Below are 20,419 nucleotides of genomic sequence, written 5' to 3'. Positions count from 1 at the left end.
GGATCCTTTTTTATAATTGCGGCTTGATTGCTTGCAAGCTACAAGTCAATGGTTTCGCCGTTGTAGAAATCGAGTATTTTGGTGCGGAAAATGTAATCGTACTTGGCTTGTGCCAGATCGCTTTTGGCCCGGGCCAGGTTATTTTTCGACTGGTTGTATTCGACTGTGTTGACCATGCCCACGTTAAATTTTTCTTCGGTATAACGAAAGGCTTCCTGCATCGATTCAACGGCTTTGTTACTGGCCATGTACTTTTTTAGGGCCGCTACGGCATTGGTATAAGCCTGCTCAATGTCTTTGCGAAGCACATTTTTGGTGCTTTGCAATTCCAGTTCCTGGTTCATCACCTGCAATTCGGCATTTTTAATTTGCGTACGAACCTGGCCTTTTCTGAAAATCGGGATACTCAAATTGACGCCAACACCATAGCGCTCGTTCGATTTCAGCTGGTCGCTAAACGGAATTTTATCGCCATTAAAATCTTCGTATTTGTTGTTGTACGAGTTGTAGTAATCGGCGCCAATGGTGAGGCTGGGGTAGAGGTTTCCCTTGGCAATGGCCACTTGTTCCTTGTAGCTTCCCAAACGGTACTCGGCGCTTTTCACTTCGGGACGAAATCCCACGGCGGTGCGGAAAATATCCATCGAATTGAGTAAAGTGCCATTGGCTTTGACCACCGGCAATACGGGATCTTCAATTTTAAATTGTTCGGTGGCGGGCAGTTCCAGCAGTTGGTACAAGTTCAGATAGGCCAGTTGCAGGGCGTTTTGCTGGTTTACCAGGTTCAGCTCTTCGCTGGCCAGCTGGGCTTCAATTTCGAGCAGGCTGCCCTTGGCCAGGCTTCCGGCTTCGACCAACTTGTTGGTGCGGTCAATCTGCATTTTTGTGACTGCCATTTGATCTTCGGCCACTTGTACCAATTCCTGCGTAAACAAAATTTCGAGGTAAGCCGCGGCAATGTACAGCATAATGTCGTCCTTGGCTTTTTGCAGATCGGACAAAGCGGCTTTCAGGTCCAGGTCGGCCTTGTTAATTGATTTTTGCAGGATGAATCCATTCCACAAGGTCATGTTGGCGCTCAGGTTACCACCGGTTTGGTTCGAGTTGTAGTCGGCGTAGGTATTGTCGTATTGCAGCGAGCGGCCAAAGTTAAAGCTGTTCGACAGTCCGCCGTTGAGCGATGGCAGCCGGTTGTTTTTGGCTTGTTGCAACTCATTTCCGTAGTAATCGGTATTGATGCTTTGTTGCCTGATCTGGATGTTGTTTTCGAGGGCGTAGTTGATACACTTTTGCAAGTCCCAGGTTTGCTGGGCCTGGAGTGTTCCGGAAAACGCAAGCATCAGAATGGCAGCAAGCTGAAATAAATGCTTCATGGTCATTATTTTTTGTTTTTTGAACGGAGCTAATTTAGTCATTCGTTTGAATTTGAGCCGGATTAGCCTTGGTTATTTTCAGTTTCTTTCAGTTTCTTCGGATCAATTTTATCACCTTTCACTTTTTCGTCTTTGCCGATTCCCGAAACCACTTCAATGTTGATACCATCGGAAATGCCGGTTTCTACCTTGCGTTTCTCAAACAGGTGTTCGGTTTCGTTGACCAGTACTTCCACAAAGGCCGAGTCGTTTTCAAATTTCAGCATGCCTTCGGGAATGACCAGCACGCTGTCTTTGCGTTCGAGCACAATGCTGGCGTTGGCGCTGTATCCGGCGCGGATAAACTGGTTGTCTTTCAGTGAGACATCGGCTTTAATTTCAAACTGGATGGCGCCGTTTTCTTCAACACCTTTGGGTGAAATGTATTCGAGAATGGCCTGAAATTTTTCCTTCTCAATGGCGCCAATCTCCAGCTCAATGGGCATGCCTTCCTTAATTTTTCCGACTTCGGTTTCGTCCACCTTGCCTTCAAAAATCATGTCCTGCATGTCGGCAATCGAAGCGATGGAGGTACCTTCGTTGAAGGTGTTGGACTGGATGACCGAGTTCCCTACTTCAACAGGAACATCAAGTACCATACCGTTGATGGTAGAGCGAACCAGGGTGTTGGTGGCCGTTTCCGCTTTTTTGGTCACCCCGTGTTTTATTAGTTCGAGGTTGTTTTCGGCAGCAGCCAACTCTTCCTTGGCCGAGTCGTAAGCGACCTTGGCGTTTTTAAATTCTTCGTACGAAATCACATCGGTATCGAATAATTTTTGCTGACGCTCATAGTCAGTCTTGGCATCCTCAAAATTGATGTTGGCGCGTTTTACCCGCGATTCAGCGGCATTCAGGTTCACCATGTCGGGAATGATCTTGATTTTGGCAATCACCTGGTCTTTGGTGACAAATTCGCCTGCCCGGATGTAAATCTCATCGATGATGCCGGATACCTGAGGTTTGATCTCAATTTCCTGACGGGGAACCACCGAGCCGGTAGCCACTGTTTTACGAATCACATTGCTCACAAAGGGTGCTTTGGTTTCAAATAGATCGGGTGTTTTTTTTGATTTCGTATAGAGGAAATAAATGGTTCCCCCAAATACCGCCACCAAAAGGGCTATTCCTAAAATTCTAAAAATCTTTTTCATCGCTGTTGGTTTTATTATTGTTTCTGTTTTCTGTTTCAAAGTTCGTGACTTCGTATTTTCCTACGTTCGCTATCCTTCATCGCGCAGCGCATCAATGGGTTTTATTTTGATGGCCCGCCGGGCAGGGATAAATCCGGCAAAAGCGCCGGAGAACACCAGCACAGCCAAGGCCGACAGCGCCATGGTCAGGTTGACTTCCGGGTTGCGGAAGAAGACTTCATCGCCGGCTGCAAGCAAAATTTGGTTCAGCACTTCGAGCAGCCCCACGCCCAGCGACAGGCCGATGTATCCGGCCATCACGGTCAGGAACACGCTTTCGGCGATGATGTGCAGCATGATTTTGCCGGGTGTGGCTCCAATCGCCCGCTGAATGCCAATTTCCTGGGTTCGCTCCTTAATAATCACCAGCATGATGTTGCTCACCCCAATCACGCCGGCCATCAAGGTGCCAATTCCCACAATCCAGGTCAGGGCCTGGATGCCAAAGAATAAGGCGGAGAATTTTTTAAACTCGGCTTCAATATTGAACGACCCGATGGCCTGCATATCGTCGGGTGCAATTTTGTGCCGTTCTTTCAAAATGCGTTTCAGTTTTTCTTCCAGCTCGCTGACGCTGGTGCCTTTGTTGGCAGTGACCGAGAAAAAATGAATTTCGTCGCCATAATTGTAAGCCGTTTGCATGGTTGAAAACGGGATGATGATGGTTTCCTCTTTCTTGCCACCGCCAATGTTGATGCGTGTTTCGGGATGGATGACACCAACCACCTGAAAGTAAACACCACTGATTTTCAAATACTGGCCAATGGGATCTTCGTCTTTGGCAAACATCATTTCTTCCACGCGCTCACCAATCACACAGACTTTGCGTTTTTGTCGCACATCAATCTCATTCATCAGGCGGCCTTTCACGGGTGTCCAGCCATCAATCTTAAAGTAGTCGGGATAGTCGCCAAAAATATTAAAAGAACCAGTGCGCTCGCCACGAACCGTATTATCGCCCCCCTGTTGCCAGCCGAATAGGCGGGGCGAGAGGTATTCAATTTCTTTCACATTCTGTCGGATGTATTCGATGTCCTGGTTGTCGTAAATCCAGCGGCGGCCGCGCTGAAAACCCTCGTAGGGGATGCTGGTCCGCTCGGTCCAAAAGAAAGCCGAGTTGGTGGCAAAGGCTTTCACGCCGTCCAATACGCCATTTTCCAGCGCACGCCCGGCACCGGACATGATGATGAGCATGAAGATTCCCCAGAACACGCCAAAGGCAGTCATGAAGCTGCGCATGCGGTTTTGCTTCAGGGCGCTTAATATTTCTTTCCAAAGATCAAGGTCTAACATGATGTCGTTTTTTTGTTATTCATCGCGCAAGGCAACAATGGGTTTAATGCTGGCAGCCCGTTTGGCCGGAATGTATCCGGCAAGCGTTCCGGCCACCACCAGCAGCAGGGTGGCGGCAACAGCCACGCCAAAGTCAACCGTTGGATTTAAAAATACGGTTTCGCCTTGCTGGGCGGCATCGCCAGCCGATTGAACCATCGAATAGTTGATCAGCTCCATTAATCCGGTTCCCAGCACCAGTCCAATGTATCCGGCTACGGTAGTAATCAAAATTGACTCGAGCAAAATGAGGCCGACCACCGAGGCGGGGCTGGCGCCAATGGCTTTGCGGATGCCGATTTCCTTGGTGCGTTCTTTCACAACGATGAGCATGATGTTGCTCACCCCAACAATGCCTGCAATCAAGGTTCCGATACCGATAATCCAGATGAAGATTTTAATGGCCTGAAAAATCCGCATGGTTTGGATGTAGTTTTCCAGCTTGTTGTACATGCCCAGGGCACTTTCGTCGGTTACGTCGAAACGGTGTTTGCGGGCAAAAGTATTGCGAATGCGTTCTTCAATTTCCTGGCTTTCCTGTAGGGTTTTTCCATCGATGGTCAGGGCAAAGTTGTGCAGGCGGTTGGAGCCGTTAAACACTTTTTGAGCCGTGGACACCGGCATATAGGCATTGCGGTTTCGGGTGGAACCCGGCTCAATGCAAACACCGACTACCTTGAACGGGACATTGTTGATTCTGACATATTCGCCCAGCGCTGGTTTCTCCTTGAAAAGGGCGGTGTGGATGTCTTTTCCGATGACCACCACTTTCCGGTCTTGCAAAATGTCCACCTCGTTGATAAAACGGCCTTCGATCAGCTCCATCTTTTCCACGTCGTTTAACTCCGGGTGGCAGGTCACGGTGGTGTATTCGCCTGATTCATTTTCGTAGGAATAACGGGTGTTACCCATAAAATAGCGTCCGGAAGCGGACTCCACCCCCGGGAGCTTTTCGATAAGGTCATAATCATCGTTGCGAAACTGGATTGGTCGTCCCGGCTTGAGTCCCTGATGGGCAATGGTCGTTTCTCCGGTCCAGATCCACATGGCATTCACCGCATCGTTCATGAAATTGGCCGCCACCCCATTGCTCAGTCCGTTGCCGGAGCCCAGCAAAATCATCAACATAAAAATTCCCCAGGCCACGGAAAAGCCAGTGAGGAAGGTTCGCATCTTGTTCTTTTTGATGGTGGACAGAATTTCCTGCCATTTATCGAGATCAAACATGGGTCGGGTTTAGGCTGTTTCCAATTCTTTGGTGTAGGTATGCCGAAAGGCTTTGAGTTCGCCGTTACGGATAATCTCGTCGATTCGGCCATCTTTCAGCCGGACGACCTTTTGGGTCATGGCCGCAATGTCGTGCTCGTGCGTGACAATAATGACCGTGATGCCAGCCTCATTGATTTCCTTCAAAATTTCCATCACTTCATAGGAGGTGGTGGTGTCCAGGGCTCCGGTTGGCTCGTCGGCCAAAATAATTTTGGGTTGCGAAATCAGCGCCCGGGCAATGGCTACCCGCTGTTTTTGACCGCCCGACATTTCGTTGGGCATATGGCTGGCCCAGGGTGCCAGTCCCAGTTTTTCGAGGTATTCCATGGCAATGGCGTTGCGCTTTTTGCGGTTTACACCTTTGTAATAAAGCGGAAGTGCCACATTTTCCATGGCATTTTTGAACGAAATCAGGTTGAAAGACTGGAACACGAAACCGACCATTTCGTTGCGGAGCTGGGCTGCTTTCTTCTCGCTCATGTCGGCAATCAGGCGGTTGTCCAGATGGTAGGAGCCGTCGTCGTAGTTGTCGAGCATGCCCAAAATGTTGAGTAAGGTCGATTTTCCGGAGCCCGATGAGCCCATGATGGAAACAAATTCGCCTTGCTCAATGTCCAGGTCAATGCCTTTCAACACATGGAGCTTGCTGCTGCCCATCACATAGGATTTGTGAATGTTGTTTAGTGTAATCATTGTTTTCTTGTTTTCTGTTTGGCTTTCTGCAATCAAAATTGACGAATTCCCGGGGTGTTTCAGAAATTTTTTCGATAAACGGCAGAATTTTCCATGTCAATGGTCAATTTCTGATCTGCAACTGTTTTCCGAAAAAATCAGGACAGTGAATTCTTAACTAGGACGAACAGACCAAGCAGACGTTACAACAATCGCAACGATTTTATATTTTTTTAAAGTTGGCCGGTTACGCGTGAAGAGGGCAGAAGGAAGGAATGGTGCGTTAAACGAATTGTTTTCAGTGCACCAATTGCATGAAGATAATGAGTGCGATAAACAGATAAATGAACAGGTTGCCCCACACTTTTCGTTTCATAAAAATCAGGTAGTTCGAAATGAGGTAGGTGAGCGGAAGCGCCATGATGATGACGATTTCCTGCGATACGGCGGGAATAAAGATCAGCAGGATCACGGCGGTCAGCAGGATGAGAAAGAAGATCTGGAAGTTCTTTCGCGTGCTGATTTTTTTTTCGTCGTACTGGTTTAGCAAGAACAGACTTCCGAGCAAACTGACCAGTACCAAATAGGCCAGGTACATTTGCAGTGGCCGGTTTCCGCCGAAGAAACGATTGTCGGTTTCAACATTGAGAATGATGGTATCAACAAAAACCGGCAGCTGGTTGGTGAGATAATAATACGACCAGGTAAAAAGCCATGGAACGAACAGGCCAAGGAGCGGGAGCACAAAATTGCGCCATTGCAGGCGTTTGTTAATGAGCAGAAAACCGATCCAGATGATTGGAAAGAAGAAGATTAGTGGGAAATAAAACAAAGAGCCCAATCCGATAAAAAATCCGGCTTCGAATGCGCTTGCATGAAATTTTTCCAGTTCGTAAGATTGGAAAATCCGATCGACACAAAGTAGAAGAAACAGCAAGGCAAAATAGACCGGGTGAAGCGTGTGCAGGGTCAACAATCCTCCCAAAATCAGGACAAAAATATTTGAAGGTAAAAAGGTTCGCACACGAATAAAGGCATATTCCGTGTTCAACTTCAAGATTAAAAATGCCAGAACGATCACGAAAACCATCGACAACAAGTTGCCGGCCAGTGCCGATTGGCCAAACCATCGATTCACAAGCTGGTAAAGGAACATGTCATTTTCACCTTCAAAAAAAGGGAAAAAGTCAGGATAAATGTAGGAACGAAACCACAATCCTGCAATCATCAGTGGAATGAGGATGAAATGGTACGCCTGGTTGGTTTTGAGTATCCTGAGTATCATAGCTGGTGCGTGATTCGTGGTCCGCGTTTTCGAATTGGCTTATTGCTGAATTGCCGGATGTTTTTTACAGGTCAAATCCGAGGTCTTTCCGGTAGTATTTTCCATCGAAATCAATTTTTTCGGCATTGGCGTAAGATTGAGCCAGCGCTTCGTGCATGGAAGAACCATAGGAGCTGATGGCGATCACGCGTCCTCCGGCAGTGACCACCTGTTGCCCGGAGGGTTTGGTTCCGGCATGAAAGAGAATGCTGTCCTGCACTTGCTCAAAACCAGTCATGACCTTACCATTGTCGTATGATCCGGGGTAGCCTCCCGAAACCAGCATGACCGTGACGGCTGTGCGTTCGTCAATTTCAATGCTTTGTTGTCCCATGGTGCCATCGGCTGCTGCTTCCAGCAAATCTACAAAGTCGGACTTGACACGCAGCATGACCGCTTCGGTTTCGGGGTCGCCCATCCGCACGTTGTATTCAATGACATAAGGTTCGCCACCGCAATTGATTAGTCCGAAAAAGATGAACCCATTGTAGGGGATGTTGTCCTTTTGCAAGCCGTCAACGGTTGGTTTAATGATGCGGTCTTCAATTTTTTTCATGAAGTCGGCATCGGCAAACGGCACTGGGCTGATGGCACCCATTCCGCCTGTGTTGAGGCCGGTGTCGCCCTCGCCAATGCGTTTGTAGTCTTTGGCTTCGGGTAATATTTGGTAATCTTTTCCGTCGGTAATGGCAAAGACAGACAGTTCCACGCCCGACAAAAATTCTTCGATCACCACTTTGCTGCTGGCCTGTCCAAATTGGCCATCAAGCATGGTTTTCAGTGCGGCTTCGGCTTCGGCTAAATTGTCGATGATCAGCACCCCTTTTCCGGCGGCCAGGCCGTCAGCTTTGAGCACGTAAGGCGCCTGCATCGTTTTCAGGAAAGCCACGCCCTGCTCCAGCGTAGCGGCTGTCACGGTTTGGTATTTTGCGGTTGGAATGTTGTGGCGGGCCATAAATTCCTTGGAGAAATCTTTGGAGCCTTCGAGCAAGGCGCCGGCTTTTTGCGGGCCAACCACGCGGATGTTTTTCAGTTGGTCATCGGCCAGGAAAAAATCATGCAAGCCTTCAACCAGCGGAACCTCGGGACCTACGACAACGAGGTTGATGGCTTTTTCGAGCACGACTTTTTTGAGTCCTTCAAAATCAGAAACGCCAACAGCAATATTTTCGCCAACAGCTGCCGTTCCCGCATTTCCAGGAGCAATGTATAGTTGGTTGACTTTCTTCGACTGCTTGATTTTCCATGCCATGGCATGTTCTCTTCCTCCTGATCCAATGAGTAAAATATTCAACATGATCTTATTATTTGTCTGTTTGTTGCTTATCCTTCTTCGGGTAGCAAGGTAAACTGATATCCTTTTTGTTTTAATTTTTTAATGACAACCGGTAAGGCCGGTTTCAGATTTTTCTGTGCTTTTACAGAATCATGAAAAATGATAATTGATCCCGGACGTACGAAGTTCATCACGTTTGATACCACAGCGTCGGGGCTCACTTTCGTGATGTAATCCCGGCTGATCAAATCCCACATCACCACCTGGTATTTTTCAACCAGCTTCCGGTACTGCGATTTTCGCATCCATCCGTGAGGTGGTCGCATAAATCTCGAGTCAACATACTTTGCCGCTTTTTCAATATTGGCAAAAAAATCTTCGTCCTTTGTTTTTAAGCCTTGCAAATGGTTGAAGGTATGGTTGCCAACCTGGTGTCCGTTGGCAAGAATTTGCCGGTAAACTTCGGGATGGCGCTTCACATTTTCGCCCACGCAGAAAAAGCAAGCTTTGATATTTTCTTCTTTCAGCAACTTCAATACCCACGGCGTAACTTCCGGAACCGGGCCGTCATCAAAAGTCAGCGCAACCTGTTTTTTATCTCCCGGCAAACGCCATAATGCGTTGGGGAAAAATCGGGTCGCGACCTTCGGAAGCCTTATTCTCGGATCAAATCGGAGCATTAGTTGAACGTGCTATACGCTTGAAAATATTGGTTAAAACTGGCCGTAATTTCTTTCGACAAATCGTCCGATTCGTATTCGCTGGTGATCACGCTCATTTCGCGCAGGAAATACATGATTCGCTGAATCTCCTCATCGATGGAAACCAGGAACCTGGGATCGAGCGAAAGAAAGTAATCCATTTCCTGTTGGTACGAGTTGTAAATATCGAGCATCACGTCCCGGCCTTTTTCCAGATCGCCGGCAGCCAGGTAATTTTCGGCCAGCTGCAACGAAAAATAGTTGTAGGGAACTACTTCGTGTGGAATCAGTTCCATGCTTCTATCCAGCACCTGAATGGCCGAGTCTTTCTTTCCTTCCAGCACCAAGCTTTCGGCCAGGCGGTTGAAATTGTTGCGGATGTTCATCATCATACGCTGGTTGTTTTCGTCGATGTAAACATCCGGATCATTCATGTTTCCCCATTTAAAATCGTGCATCATGTGCTGGTACATCCGGTCGGTGTTCACGCTGCCGAAGTACATGCCTGATTGCGCGGTTTTCACCGGCGTAAACCGGTAGGCAAAACCGTCGAGCTGAAAATAATCCTGCAAGCCCAGGTATTTGTCTCTACCAACAGTAATCGCATAATAGATGGGGCGTTCCCAGTTCGAGTGGGCAATCATGTCCAGCACCATCAGCTCGTCCTTGGTGATGTAGCTTTTGTTGCCGAAGTCGATAAAAATGGTATCGACAATCGCATCATACTGCGATTCGGGAACGACTTTATTTCGAATCACTGCTTCCTTGTCCACCTTCAGAAATAAACGTTTTGAAGGAATATAGGAAGCGTTGTCGGCCTGTGTGAGTTTGGTTCTGGGGTTTTCGTCTTTCACAAAGTCGAGGGCTTTTTTCAGGTCGACAGCACCTTTGATTCGTGGGTCTTCCATCAGGTAAACCACATCGCGGTTGCCTTGAACATACTGGTCTTCGGTGAATGTAATGGGCAGCGGATCCGATTCGTAGGCTTTGCTCCGCATTTGGTCAATGTACCAGTCGGTTTGGAGGTAGCTTAGGTTACACACGCGCATGTCGGTGCGTACGCCTTCCACTTCCTGGTTGTACCACAGCGGGAAGGTGTCGTTGTCGCCGTTGGTGAAAATGATGCCATTGGGTTCGCAGCTGTTCAGGTAGTTGGCACCGAAATCGCGGGCGGTGTATCTGCCCGAACGGTCATGATCGTCCCAGTTTTCGCTGGCCATAATGCCGGGTACCAGTAGTAGGCTAACCGCTGAAACCGCGACCGCACTGACGGTTTCGGGCATCCATTTTTTCAAGCTTTCCACCAGGCCAATCACCCCAAGTCCAATCCAAATGGCAAAGGCATAAAACGATCCGGCATAGGCATAATCCCGCTCGCGGGGCTGGTGCGGATATTGGTTCAGGTAAACCACAATGGCCAGGCCGGTCATGATAAATAGGAGAGAGACCACCCACATGTCTTTTTTATCGCGTTGGTAGTGAAAAAATGCTCCTAACAGTCCAAGCAGCAAGGGTAGAAAATAATAGGTATTCCGTGCTTTGTTGTTGGCATAAACATCGGGTAAATTGGTTTGGTCGCCCAGGCGTGCCGAATCAATGAAATTAATGCCACTGAGCCAGTTGCCGCTGAGCACGTCACCGTGCCCCTGGGTGTCATTTTGCCGTCCCGCAAAGTTCCACATAAAGTAGCGCAGGTACATGTGAGTCACCTGATAGCGAATGAAAAATTGCAGGTTTTCTCCAAAAGTTGGCAGCTTGATGGTTTCCTGCTCACCTTGCCGGTTGGTAATTCGAACCGTTCTTCCTTCGATGCCTGCCCAGCTTTGGTAATCCTGAATATGCTGGGCCTGGCTGCTGTACATCCGTGGGAAAAATGTGGTGAAACGCGAGTCGTATTGTGGTTTTTGACGATAGTCGGAAGCCACATATTTCCCGTCTTTTTGAATGTAATAGGGTTTGCCCTGTACGTACGGTGTTTGCGGATCGAGCGGTGTGTTGTAATACTGGCCGTTTACCAAAGGGCGGTCGCCATATTGTTCGCGGTTCAGGTATCCCAATAGTGAGAATACATTGTCGGGGCTGTTTTGGTCCATGGGTGTGTTGGCCGATGAGCGGATGACGATCATGGCAAATGAAGAATACCCAATGACAATAACCGTAAATGCCACCAATACTGTGTTCCACAGCACCAGTTTCTTTTTGGTGGTGTAATGAATGCCATAGATAATCAGGCCAATAAGCAGAAGGGCGTAAATAACAGCACCAGTATTAAATGGCAGCCCAAAGCCATTGACAAACATCAGTTCAAACCAGGAGGCAATGGTGATCACGCCCGGAATGATGCCGTACATGATGACACCCAGCAGCACCAAGGAAACCGCGAGACTGGCCAAAATTCCGTTTCGGGTAACCTTATATTTCTTGTAATAATAAACGAATACAATGGCTGGAATAGCTAACAGGTTTAACAGGTGAACGCCAATGGAAAGTCCCATCAGGTAGGCAATCAGAATGATCCAGCGGTTGGCGTGTGGCTGGTCGGCTACGTTTTCCCATTTCAGAATAGCCCAGAAAACGATAGCTGTAATGAGAGATGAGGTGGCGTAAACTTCGCCTTCGACAGCCGAGAACCAGAACGTATCTGAAAAAGTATAAGCTAAAGCACCTACGATACCGCTTCCAATAATGGCGATTCCTTGCCCAGAACTAAATCCATTTTCCGTGTTCACCAGTTTTTGGGCCAGGTGGGTGATGGTCCAGTACAAAAACAGGATGGTGAAAGCGCTGGCCAAAGCCGAGAGAGCATTGATCATCATGGCTGCGCCCGACGAATCGGCAAACAGCGTAAAAAAACGACCCAAAATCATAAAGAACGGTGCGCCCGGGGGGTGTCCAACTTCCAGTTTGTACGAAGTGGTAATAAATTCGCCGCAGTCCCAGAAACTGGTGGTCGGTTCAATCGTCATTAAATAAACAACGGCTGCCACTAAAAAGACCAGCCAGCCTGCAACCGTGTTAATGAACTTATAGTTTTTCATCCGCTTAAAATTCAATATTTTTTTATGTTTGCGAAGATAATATATTCTTTGAACCAAGACTAATCGGAAATTGAAATTAAACGTTTTTAACAGCCTGTCAGCAGGGCTTGTTAACACTTTTTGTGAAGTCGCATTCGTGCATAATCATTACTTTTACCCAAAATCAACATGGATGATTGAAATTAAAGTTTTTGGACCGGGTTGTGTGAAATGCCGCGGTTTGGAACACCGAACACGGAAAGCAGTGGCTGAACTGGCCCTGGACGCGCAGGTCTGTAAGGTGGAAGATTTGATGGAAATTATCAAGTTGGGAGTCATGCAGACTCCGGCGCTGGTGATTAACAACGAAGTGGTGATGAGTGGGCAATTGCCCACCTATGCGGAATTGAAGACCTTTTTGCTGAATTTTAAACCGATTAAATGAAACGACTGACGGTAGGCTTTATTTTTATAATCGTGTTATCAGCATGCAACAGCCGACAAACGATAGAAAGCGATGAACTGGTATTGCCTAAGGAAGGCCAGACCGGGATTTATTATTTTCGGACTCCGGTGCATTGCGAAAGTTGCGACGCCATCGAACAAATTATTCAAAGTGAATTGAACGGAAAATATGCGGAGCAGGTGGAGTCTGGCGGGCTTGTTTTTCGCCAGTTCAATCTCGACGATCCCGGTGTTGCTGATTTTGCCCGGAAGTTTGATGTGGTCTTTAAATCGTTGTTGATTTTGAAAGATGGGCAAACGGTTAACATGACGGAAGAAGCTTTTTTATATGCTTTACCCAATCCTGAAAAGTTTAAACAGTTGCTTGAAGAAAATTTGGATACACGCTAATGCAGGCTTATTTTACCAACTTATTCGATCAATCCTCTTTCCCGCTTTGGTCCGCTTTTTTGCTGGGCATCATCACCTCGCTGGGGCCCTGCACTATGACGACCAATGTGGCAGCCATTGGCTTCATTAGCAAAGATGCTCCCAGTAAAATAAAGGTTTTGCTTGGCGGGCTGATTTATACCTTGGGCCGTGGTTTTTCCTATTCGGTACTTGCCTTGATCTTGTTTTTTGGAGCTAATGCGTTGCGGATTTCCAGTCCCTTGGCGCGCTACGGCGAAAAACTAATTGGCCCCCTGTTGTTGTTGATTGGCTTGGTCATGTTGGATTTGATCCCGATGCGTTTCCCATCATTATCAGGGCTTTATCGAAAACTTGAACGTCGCGGAAATCGCTCCTACATCCATGACTTTTTGCTGGGAGCAGTGTTTGCACTGGCCTTTTGTTCCTACAGTGGTGTCATGTACTTCGGCTTGCTTATTCCCATGACGATTGCCAGTGCTGCGGGATTAGTTCTTCCAATCCTTTTTGCCCTTGGAACTAGTCTGGTGGTCATTTTGTTTGCCGTGCTGATCGCCTTTGCCATCAGTGGATTAAACCGTTGGTTCGACGGACTGAAGCATATTGAACGCTGGCTGCGGCGCGGAGTGGCCGTCTTGTTTATTGGACTTGGCCTGTGGAAAATCGTCGGTTTGTGGTTGATTTGAGCGAAAAGAAAAAAGCGGCAGGTTTTATTGTCCTGCCGCTCTGTTGATCCTATCTGCTCAATGCAGTGTCTGTGTCAGCACCGCATCTCCTTCTTTTATTCTTTGGGCCAAGGTTTGAATGGTTTCTTCGTTAACCATTCGGGTGAAATCATTCCGGATTTTGGAGAACTCGTCGTGCAGCGGGCACTTATTGTTTCCATCACAATTCTTAAACCCGAAACTGCATCGGGTAAATGTTTTCTCACCATCAATGGCAACAATCACCCGGTACAGAACCAGCGGGCCGTCCTTCTCGTCAAACGCGAAACCGCCGTTGCGTCCTTTTAGGCTATAAATCAACCTAAAGCGGGTCATAATCTGCAAAATTTTGGCTGTAAAATGTTCGGGCGACTCGATTTCACGCGCAATTTCCCGGTATCCGGGACGTTTCCCTTCCCAGTTTTGCAGCTGAATGTAAACCAGTGCACGAATAGCGTATTCTGCAGATTTTGAAAGCATGTTTATTTCTTTGCCGGCAAAATTAATTTTTTTTCACGACTTCTTGTTCCAGCAAGGCTGCCTTTGGAAATAAAATGTTGTTTTCCAAATGTATGTGACGGTGCAAATCTTTTTCAAAGGCTTGCAAGGTCTCATAGGCGGCACGGAATGTATTGCAGGCATCTTCTGGTACGGTATAATTTTGAGTCAGGCGCGAAATCTCCTCAAAACGGGCGCCTTCATTTTCGTGCTCCTGAACCATGGCTGCAATGGGCTGCTCTACCGAAGCTCCACCTGAAATTGTGATGGTTTTGCCTTCAGCTTTCAACTGGCTTAACTTTTCAACCAAGGGAAAGAGAACAATTTCTTCCTTTTGCATATGCATGGTCAATTGTCCGGCCGACTCCTTAAAATGTGCATTCACAGCAAGAAGTTCCGGGTGACGTGGGCCGTGCACTTCCTCAATCTTGTCCAGCAATTTGTGAAGTAGTGGAATGTTCTCGCGGACATACGCATGATGCGTGGTCACAATATACTCAACCAGCGCCGTTAAAGGCATCGCATCGAAGAGTGGAGCATCAGAGGCTTCCTGTATCGACGCTTCCAGTTTCTGAACCACTTCATCGGTGTTCAGCGATTTGTTCTGACAGATTTCCTGCAGGCTTTGTTTTCCTCCACAGCAAAAATCAATTTGGTAGTCATCAAACACTTTTACAGTTTGAAAATAGTTTTTGGCAATTTCCCCGACGGGTGTTTCTACTTTAATCATGGTGCTCATTTTATTTGAATTTTTTCGATTGTGAATATGAATTTTAATAAAAGTGGATAAAAACATCCACTGATCGGCAAAACTAGAATATTTTTTCTACATTTGCAATAAAAGATCAAAGGAGTTAATTATCTACTAAACAAGAATCGTATGAGTACAAAGAAGTTATGGTATGGATTTGCTGCGGTCATGGTACTGTCGTTTGCAGTCCTTCTTTATTATGGGTATGAGATTTACCGAGAAGCACCACCAATCCCTGATCAGGTTGTCACTGAATCGGGGGCCGTTGTTTTTAATGGTCAGGACATTAAAGATGGCCAAAATGTGTGGCAATCGATGGGGGGGCACCAGGTTGGCACCATTTGGGGGCACGGTGCGTATTTGGCACCCGACTGGACTGCCGACTGGCTGCACCGCGAGGCCATGTATCTACTAAATTACTGGGGGCAACGGGATTTTGGAAATGACTATGATGACCTGGAGCGTGAGCAGCAAGCCCAGCTGGAAGCCCGTGTTCAAAAGGAAATGCGGACCAACACCTACGATCCGGCTACCGGAAATCTGGTGATTTCTGACTTGCGGGCCGAGGCTATTCGCGAAGTTGGCAAGCATTACACCGGATTATTTATGGATGGAGAGGCGGAAGCACATTTGCGCGAAGCTTATGCCATTCCTAAAAATACCATCAAAGAAATGGGCCGCATGAGCCAGATGAATTCGTTCTTCTTTTGGGCGACCTGGGCAACTGTTACTGAGCGCCCGGGACAGGAAATTACCTACACCAACAACTGGCCGCCCGAAGAATTGGTCGGCAATCGGCCTACGAGTGCCTTGATTTTGTGGACCGGATTCAGCGTGATCATCCTGCTGGCTGGAATTGGTTGGCTGGCATGGTATTATGCCTCCAATAAGGATGAAGAAGGGCACAAGGAAGTTCCTGCGGTCAACCCGGTTTCCGGTCAGAAGTTGTTCCCTTCCATGAAGGCCACCTTAAAATATTTTTGGATTGTATCCATTTTGATGCTCGTTCAGATTTTGGCGGGGGTGATTACCGCACACTATGGCGTGGAGGGAAGCGCATTCTACGGCATTCCGCTTGATCAGTGGCTGCCCTATTCAGTCTCACGGACCTGGCATGTGCAAATCGGAATTTTCTGGATTGCCACTTCCTGGCTGGCTACCGGCTTGTTTTTTGCACCCGCTATTTCGGGTAAGGAGCCCAAATACCAGGCGCTGGGAGTGAATGTCCTGTTTGGCGCTTTGCTGGTGATTGTGGTGGGTTCGCTTGCTGGCCAGTGGATGGGCGTGATGCAGAAACTGGGTTTTGTTGAAAACTTTTGGTTTGGACACCAAGGTTACGAGTATGTAGATTTGGGTCGCTTTTGGCAGATCTTCCTCTTTGCGGGCTTGTTCATTTGGCTATTTTTGATGGGACGGGCTTTGTTGCCGGCTTTGCGCGAAAAAACCGAAAACCGTCACTTGCTGACGATGTTCCTGATTGCTTCCATCGCTATTGCCGCATTTTACGGCGCTGGATTGATGTGGGGCCGGCAAACCAACCTGGCCATTGCCGAATATTGGCGCTGGTGGGTTGTCCATTTATGGGTTGAAGGTTTCTTTGAAGTGTTTGCTACCGTCATTATCGCCTACCTGTTCGTGCGGATGCAACTGATTGGATCGAAAATCGCGACGGTGACCGTCTTGTTTTCCACCATTATTTTCCTGAGTGGTGGTATTCTGGGAACGTTCCATCACCTCTATTTTACCGGAACCCCTACAGCCGTGCTGGCGCTCGGCTCGTCATTCAGTGCGCTCGAAGTGGTTCCGCTGGTGTTGATGGGCTTTGAGGGCTACCACAACCTCACCTTAAGTCGGTCGGGCGATTGGGTGAAAGCTTACAAATGGCCAATTTACTGCTTTATTGCCGTGGCTTTCTGGAACTTCCTCGGGGCCGGGATCTTCGGATTTTTGATCAATCCACCCATCGCCCTGTACTACATGCAAGGATTGAACACCACGCCGGTTCACGGACATACTGCTTTGTTTGGCGTGTATGGTTTCCTCGGAATTGGTCTGATGTTGTTTGTATTGCGCGATATGAACCTGGCGGCAGTTTGGAAAGAGAAATACGTCAAGTTTGCATTTTGGGCCATTAATATTGGTCTGTTGTTAATGGTGATGATCAGTGTATTGCCGATTGGTTTGGCGCAAACCTGGGCCAGTGTCAAGTATGGCTTGTGGTATGCGCGGTCAGCCGAATTTATGACACAACCCTTTATGGGAACCTTGAAATGGTTGCGTGTGATTGGCGATACCATTTTTGCCTTCGGTGTTTTAGCCTTGGTTTACCATGTGTTTGGACTGGCTTTTGGCTGGTCGTTCGAAAAAGATTCTTCGGAAGCGTCGTAGTATGCGCTGCCGTTGATTTACAGGTTAAAAGCCGCTCCGTTTGGGGTGGCTTTTTTTATGGGATTTGGGTGCGGCAGGCAAAAGTCAGTGTATAGGTTGGGTGCGGCGGGTTCCGATCCGTCGAAAGTCGTTTGCGGATTGCGGATTCTGATATTGGGAGAATGAACCGCAGATCGGAATCCGCGACAGCCAGGGGCGCTATACGTAGAGTCCGATTTTTTCAGTAAATTGGTTCTTCATATCATCCGTTTCGGACATGAAAAAAAAGGAGTATTACAAACATATACTGCCCCATTTTCAGCAACCGGGGCAGGCTTATTTCGTCACCTGGAGTCTGAGGGATGCCGTTCCCCCAAAAGCGTTGAAACGCTATTCTGCCAAACTGGAAAGTATAAAAGCCCGGCTGGACGAAAACAATCGTGGATCGGAATCCGCGACACCCGGTGATGCTGCCCAGAGTAGCTTGCTAAAGGAGTATCATACCATCCGAAGAAAATACATCCGGGCCTATAACCATTTACTCGATACGGAGAACCACGCAACAGTGAACCTGTCCCGTCCAGCAAACCTGATGGTGATGATTGAAGCCTTGAATTTTTGGCATTCCGCCCGCCTCGAAAATTACGCGTTTTGTATTATGCCCAACCATGTTCACTGGGTATTCCGACTATTTGAAAAGACAGAGCGGGGGGACGCTGTTTATTCGGAAGATATTTTGTATTCGGTGAAGCGCTTTTCTGCTGGAAAAATTAATGCTTTGGAAGGCCGAACCGGCGCTTTGTGGCAGAAAGAGAGTTTTGATAAGACGATCCGTGATGACAGACATTTGTATCATGCGATTGAATATACCTTGAATAACCCGGTTTTAGGAGGCTTGGTTAAGAATCGAAATGACTGGCCGGGAAATTACGAGAATACTGCTATTTGAAGATTAATCGCGGATCGGAATCCGCGACACCCGGGGCGCTATGCCCAAAGAGTTTGAATTCTTTCGTGCTTTGTTTTCTAGCTACCTGTTTAGGAGATAAAAAGGAAACTGAAAGCTTGATTCAGGAGCTTAGGCCGGACAGATCAACAAGAAGTCAGCGGATAGGTTGGGTGCGGCGGATTCCGATCCGCCGAAAAACATCGCGGGAAGACGGTCGCAATGCCCGAAGATTAATCGCGGTTCGGAATCCGCGACAGCCAATGAAAAAGGGGCACCCTTTCGGATGCCCCTGCTTTCTTCCCAATTCAAACACTTCAACTCAAATCACAATCACTCAATCCAATATTATGCTTGTTCTTCGACTGGTTCGAGGAACAGTTTCATGTCTTCGTCAACGCTGGTGATTCCGGCAATGCCGAAGTTTTCGACCAATACCTTGGCAACATTGGGCGAGAGGAATGCCGGCAATGTTGGCCCCAGGTGGATGTTTTTCACACCCAGGTGGAGCAGGGCCAGCAACACGATCACCGCTTTTTGCTCGTACCAGGCAATGTTGTAGGCGATTGGCAGTTCGTTTACATCGTCCAATTCAAAGATTTCTTTCAACTTCAAAGCCACAACTGCCAATGAGTAGGAGTCGTTACACTGTCCGGCGTCGATAACGCGTGGAATACCATTGATGTCGCCCAGGGGCAGTTTGTTGTAGCGGTATTTGGCGCAACCCGCGGTCAGAATGACGGTGTCTTTCGGCAGTTTCTCGGCAAACTCGGTGTAGTAGTCGCGGCTCATCATGCGGCCATCGCATCCGGCCATGACAAAGAACTTGCGGATGGCTCCGGTTTTTACGGCTTCAACAATTGGTCCGGCCAGTTGGAACACTTGGTTGTGAGCGAATCCACCGACGATTTCGCCACTTTCGATTTCGGTTGGCGCGGCGCATTTCTTCGCATGCTCAATGATCATGGAGAAGTCCTTCATTTCGCCATTCGCGCGATCCGGAATGTGGATGGCCCCGGTTAAACCGCTGGCACCAGTGGTGTAGATGCGGTCTTTATAGCTGGCGTTTTCCAGCGGCGGAACAATACAGTTGGTGGTAAACAGGATGGGCCCGTTGAATGACTCAAACTCTTCTTTTTGTTTCCACCAGGCGTTGCCGTAGTTTCCGGCCAGGTGGCTGTACTTTTTGAAGGCCGGGTAGTAGTTGGCCGGCAACATTTCGCTGTGGGTGTACACATCCACGCCGGTTCCTTCGGTTTGTTTCAGCAGGTCTTCCATGTCTTTCAGGTCGTGGCCCGAAATGAGGATGGCCGGATTGTTACGCACACCGATATTTACTTTGGTGACTTCCGGATTTCCGTACGAGCTGGTGTTGGCGGCATCGAGCAGCGCCATCACATCAACACCGAATTTGCCGGTTTCCAGGGTCAGGTTCACCAACTCATCCACGCTCAAGTCTTTGGTGGTGGCGGCCAGGGTTTCTTGCAGGAAGTCGAAAATTTCCTGTTTTTCATGACCCAGGTTGTACGCGTGCTCGGCATAGGCTGCCAGGCCTTTCAGTCCGTAAATAATCAGCTCTTTCAAAGAACGAACGTCTTCGTTCTTTTCGCTGAGGATACCCACTTCCTGTGCTTTGGCTTCAAACTCTTCGCCTGTTTTGGCGGTCCAGTGAACCGACTCATGGCTGCTGATCAGCAAGCCGGCATCGGCTACTTTTCCTTTCAGCTCATCGCGCAGTTTCAACGCTTTTTTAATGCGGATGACAAATGCCGTGTGGTCGAAGTTGGCATTGGTAATGGTACTGAACAAACCATCAAACACGGCTTTGTTGACTTTTTTATCGGCTTTTCCAACCGTTTTCAGGTCGCTGTTCAAAATCGAAATCCCTTTCAGCACAAAGAGCAAGGTATCTTGCAGGTTGGCTACGTCGGCCGGTTTTCCACAAACACCCTTGATGGTACATCCAATTCCTTTTGAAGCCTCCTGGCACTGAAAACAAAACATATTCTCCATAACTCAATTCTATTATTTTCTGGTTAAATGATTCTTTAGTTTTTATGGTGGCCGCTTGTCAAGTCATTCCGTCC

The 20,419-nt window shown here is 47.9% G+C and carries 17 protein-coding genes; 5 read left to right on the top strand and 12 right to left on the bottom strand.

Translation table 11 applies throughout. The annotated features are described in order from the left end of the window. Positions 1-38: 38 nt before the first annotated feature. The 9 genes from NC99_RS10150 to NC99_RS10110 all read right to left on the bottom strand — a co-directional run bounded on the left by NC99_RS10150 (position 39) and on the right by NC99_RS10110 (position 12,214). The gene (locus tag NC99_RS10150; protein WP_162231197.1) at positions 39-1,373 is read right to left on the bottom strand and encodes a TolC family protein; all 1,335 of its coding nucleotides are present in this window, start codon (positions 1,371-1,373) and stop codon (positions 39-41) included. Positions 1,374-1,435: 62 nt separating this feature from the next. Next, on the bottom strand, positions 1,436-2,563 hold the full coding sequence (locus NC99_RS10145) for an efflux RND transporter periplasmic adaptor subunit (protein WP_082326415.1): 1,128 nt from the start codon (positions 2,561-2,563) through the stop codon (positions 1,436-1,438). 69 nt (positions 2,564-2,632) lie between these two features. Further along, positions 2,633-3,895, bottom strand: a complete 1,263-nt coding sequence (locus tag NC99_RS10140) for an ABC transporter permease (RefSeq protein WP_053183221.1) — start codon at positions 3,893-3,895, stop codon at positions 2,633-2,635. A 15-nt stretch (positions 3,896-3,910) separates the two neighbouring features. Then, a complete protein-coding gene (locus tag NC99_RS10135) occupies positions 3,911-5,161 on the bottom strand; it encodes an ABC transporter permease (protein ID WP_053183218.1) in 1,251 nt (416 codons plus the stop codon). 9 nt (positions 5,162-5,170) lie between these two features. Then, positions 5,171-5,896 (bottom strand): ABC transporter ATP-binding protein, encoded by a 726-nt coding sequence (locus NC99_RS10130; RefSeq protein ID WP_053183257.1) that lies wholly within the window; start codon positions 5,894-5,896, stop codon positions 5,171-5,173. A 277-nt stretch (positions 5,897-6,173) separates the two neighbouring features. Beyond that, a complete protein-coding gene (locus NC99_RS10125; protein ID WP_053183215.1) occupies positions 6,174-7,160 on the bottom strand; it encodes a DUF6427 family protein in 987 nt (328 codons plus the stop codon). Positions 7,161-7,224: 64 nt separating this feature from the next. Then, the gene (gene purD, locus NC99_RS10120; protein ID WP_239684433.1) at positions 7,225-8,496 is read right to left on the bottom strand and encodes a phosphoribosylamine--glycine ligase; all 1,272 of its coding nucleotides are present in this window, start codon (positions 8,494-8,496) and stop codon (positions 7,225-7,227) included. Positions 8,497-8,522: 26 nt separating this feature from the next. Beyond that, positions 8,523-9,155 carry a polysaccharide deacetylase family protein gene (locus NC99_RS10115; RefSeq protein ID WP_053183212.1) on the bottom strand — a complete coding sequence of 211 codons (633 nt, stop codon included), beginning with the start codon at positions 9,153-9,155 and terminating at the stop codon, positions 8,523-8,525. Next, entirely contained in the window at positions 9,155-12,214 is a 3,060-nt protein-coding gene (locus tag NC99_RS10110) for a glycosyltransferase family 117 protein (RefSeq protein WP_053183209.1), read from the bottom strand. The genes NC99_RS10115 and NC99_RS10110 overlap by 1 nt, the downstream gene beginning before the upstream one ends. Before the next feature lie 172 nt (positions 12,215-12,386). Between NC99_RS10110 and NC99_RS10105 the strand changes: the two genes are divergently transcribed. Genes NC99_RS10105 through NC99_RS10095 form a run of 3 tightly spaced genes read left to right on the top strand, consistent with a single transcriptional unit; the run spans position 12,387 to position 13,752 of the window. Then, positions 12,387-12,638, top strand: a complete 252-nt coding sequence (locus NC99_RS10105) for a thioredoxin family protein (RefSeq protein ID WP_239684432.1) — start codon at positions 12,387-12,389, stop codon at positions 12,636-12,638. Then, on the top strand, positions 12,635-13,048 hold the full coding sequence (locus tag NC99_RS10100) for a nitrophenyl compound nitroreductase subunit ArsF family protein (protein ID WP_053183206.1): 414 nt from the start codon (positions 12,635-12,637) through the stop codon (positions 13,046-13,048). Before NC99_RS10105 ends, NC99_RS10100 begins: the two co-directional genes overlap by 4 nt. Continuing rightward, positions 13,048-13,752, top strand: coding sequence for an aromatic aminobenezylarsenical efflux permease ArsG family transporter (locus NC99_RS10095; RefSeq protein WP_053183204.1), 705 nt, complete (start codon positions 13,048-13,050; stop codon positions 13,750-13,752). Before NC99_RS10100 ends, NC99_RS10095 begins: the two co-directional genes overlap by 1 nt. A 57-nt stretch (positions 13,753-13,809) precedes the next feature. Here NC99_RS10095 and NC99_RS10090 read toward each other — a convergent pair whose 3' ends face one another. Both NC99_RS10090 and ric read right to left on the bottom strand, forming a co-directional pair. After that, positions 13,810-14,250: an RrF2 family transcriptional regulator gene (locus NC99_RS10090; protein WP_053183201.1), complete on the bottom strand. Its 441-nt coding sequence runs from the start codon at positions 14,248-14,250 to the stop codon at positions 13,810-13,812. 22 nt (positions 14,251-14,272) lie between these two features. Beyond that, complete coding sequence (ric, locus tag NC99_RS10085) at positions 14,273-14,998, bottom strand: iron-sulfur cluster repair di-iron protein (protein ID WP_162231196.1); 726 nt, start codon at positions 14,996-14,998, stop codon at positions 14,273-14,275. Between the two features lie 150 nt (positions 14,999-15,148). On the opposite strand from ric, the gene NC99_RS10080 reads away from it, so the two are divergent. Beyond that, positions 15,149-17,407, top strand: coding sequence for a nitric-oxide reductase large subunit (locus NC99_RS10080; RefSeq protein ID WP_053183193.1), 2,259 nt, complete (start codon positions 15,149-15,151; stop codon positions 17,405-17,407). Positions 17,408-17,663: 256 nt separating this feature from the next. Next, positions 17,664-18,335: a hypothetical protein gene (locus tag NC99_RS10075; protein ID WP_053183190.1), complete on the top strand. Its 672-nt coding sequence runs from the start codon at positions 17,664-17,666 to the stop codon at positions 18,333-18,335. A gap of 345 nt (positions 18,336-18,680) precedes the next feature. On the opposite strand, the gene hcp is transcribed toward NC99_RS10075, so the two are convergent. Then, entirely contained in the window at positions 18,681-20,345 is a 1,665-nt protein-coding gene (gene hcp, locus NC99_RS10070) for a hydroxylamine reductase (RefSeq protein WP_053183187.1), read from the bottom strand. Positions 20,346-20,419 lie beyond the last annotated feature (74 nt).

Source organism: Sunxiuqinia dokdonensis (assembly GCF_001270965.1).
Lineage (GTDB): Bacteria > Bacteroidota > Bacteroidia > Bacteroidales > Prolixibacteraceae > Sunxiuqinia > Sunxiuqinia dokdonensis.
This window is presented reverse-complemented; position numbering and strand designations above follow the sequence as displayed.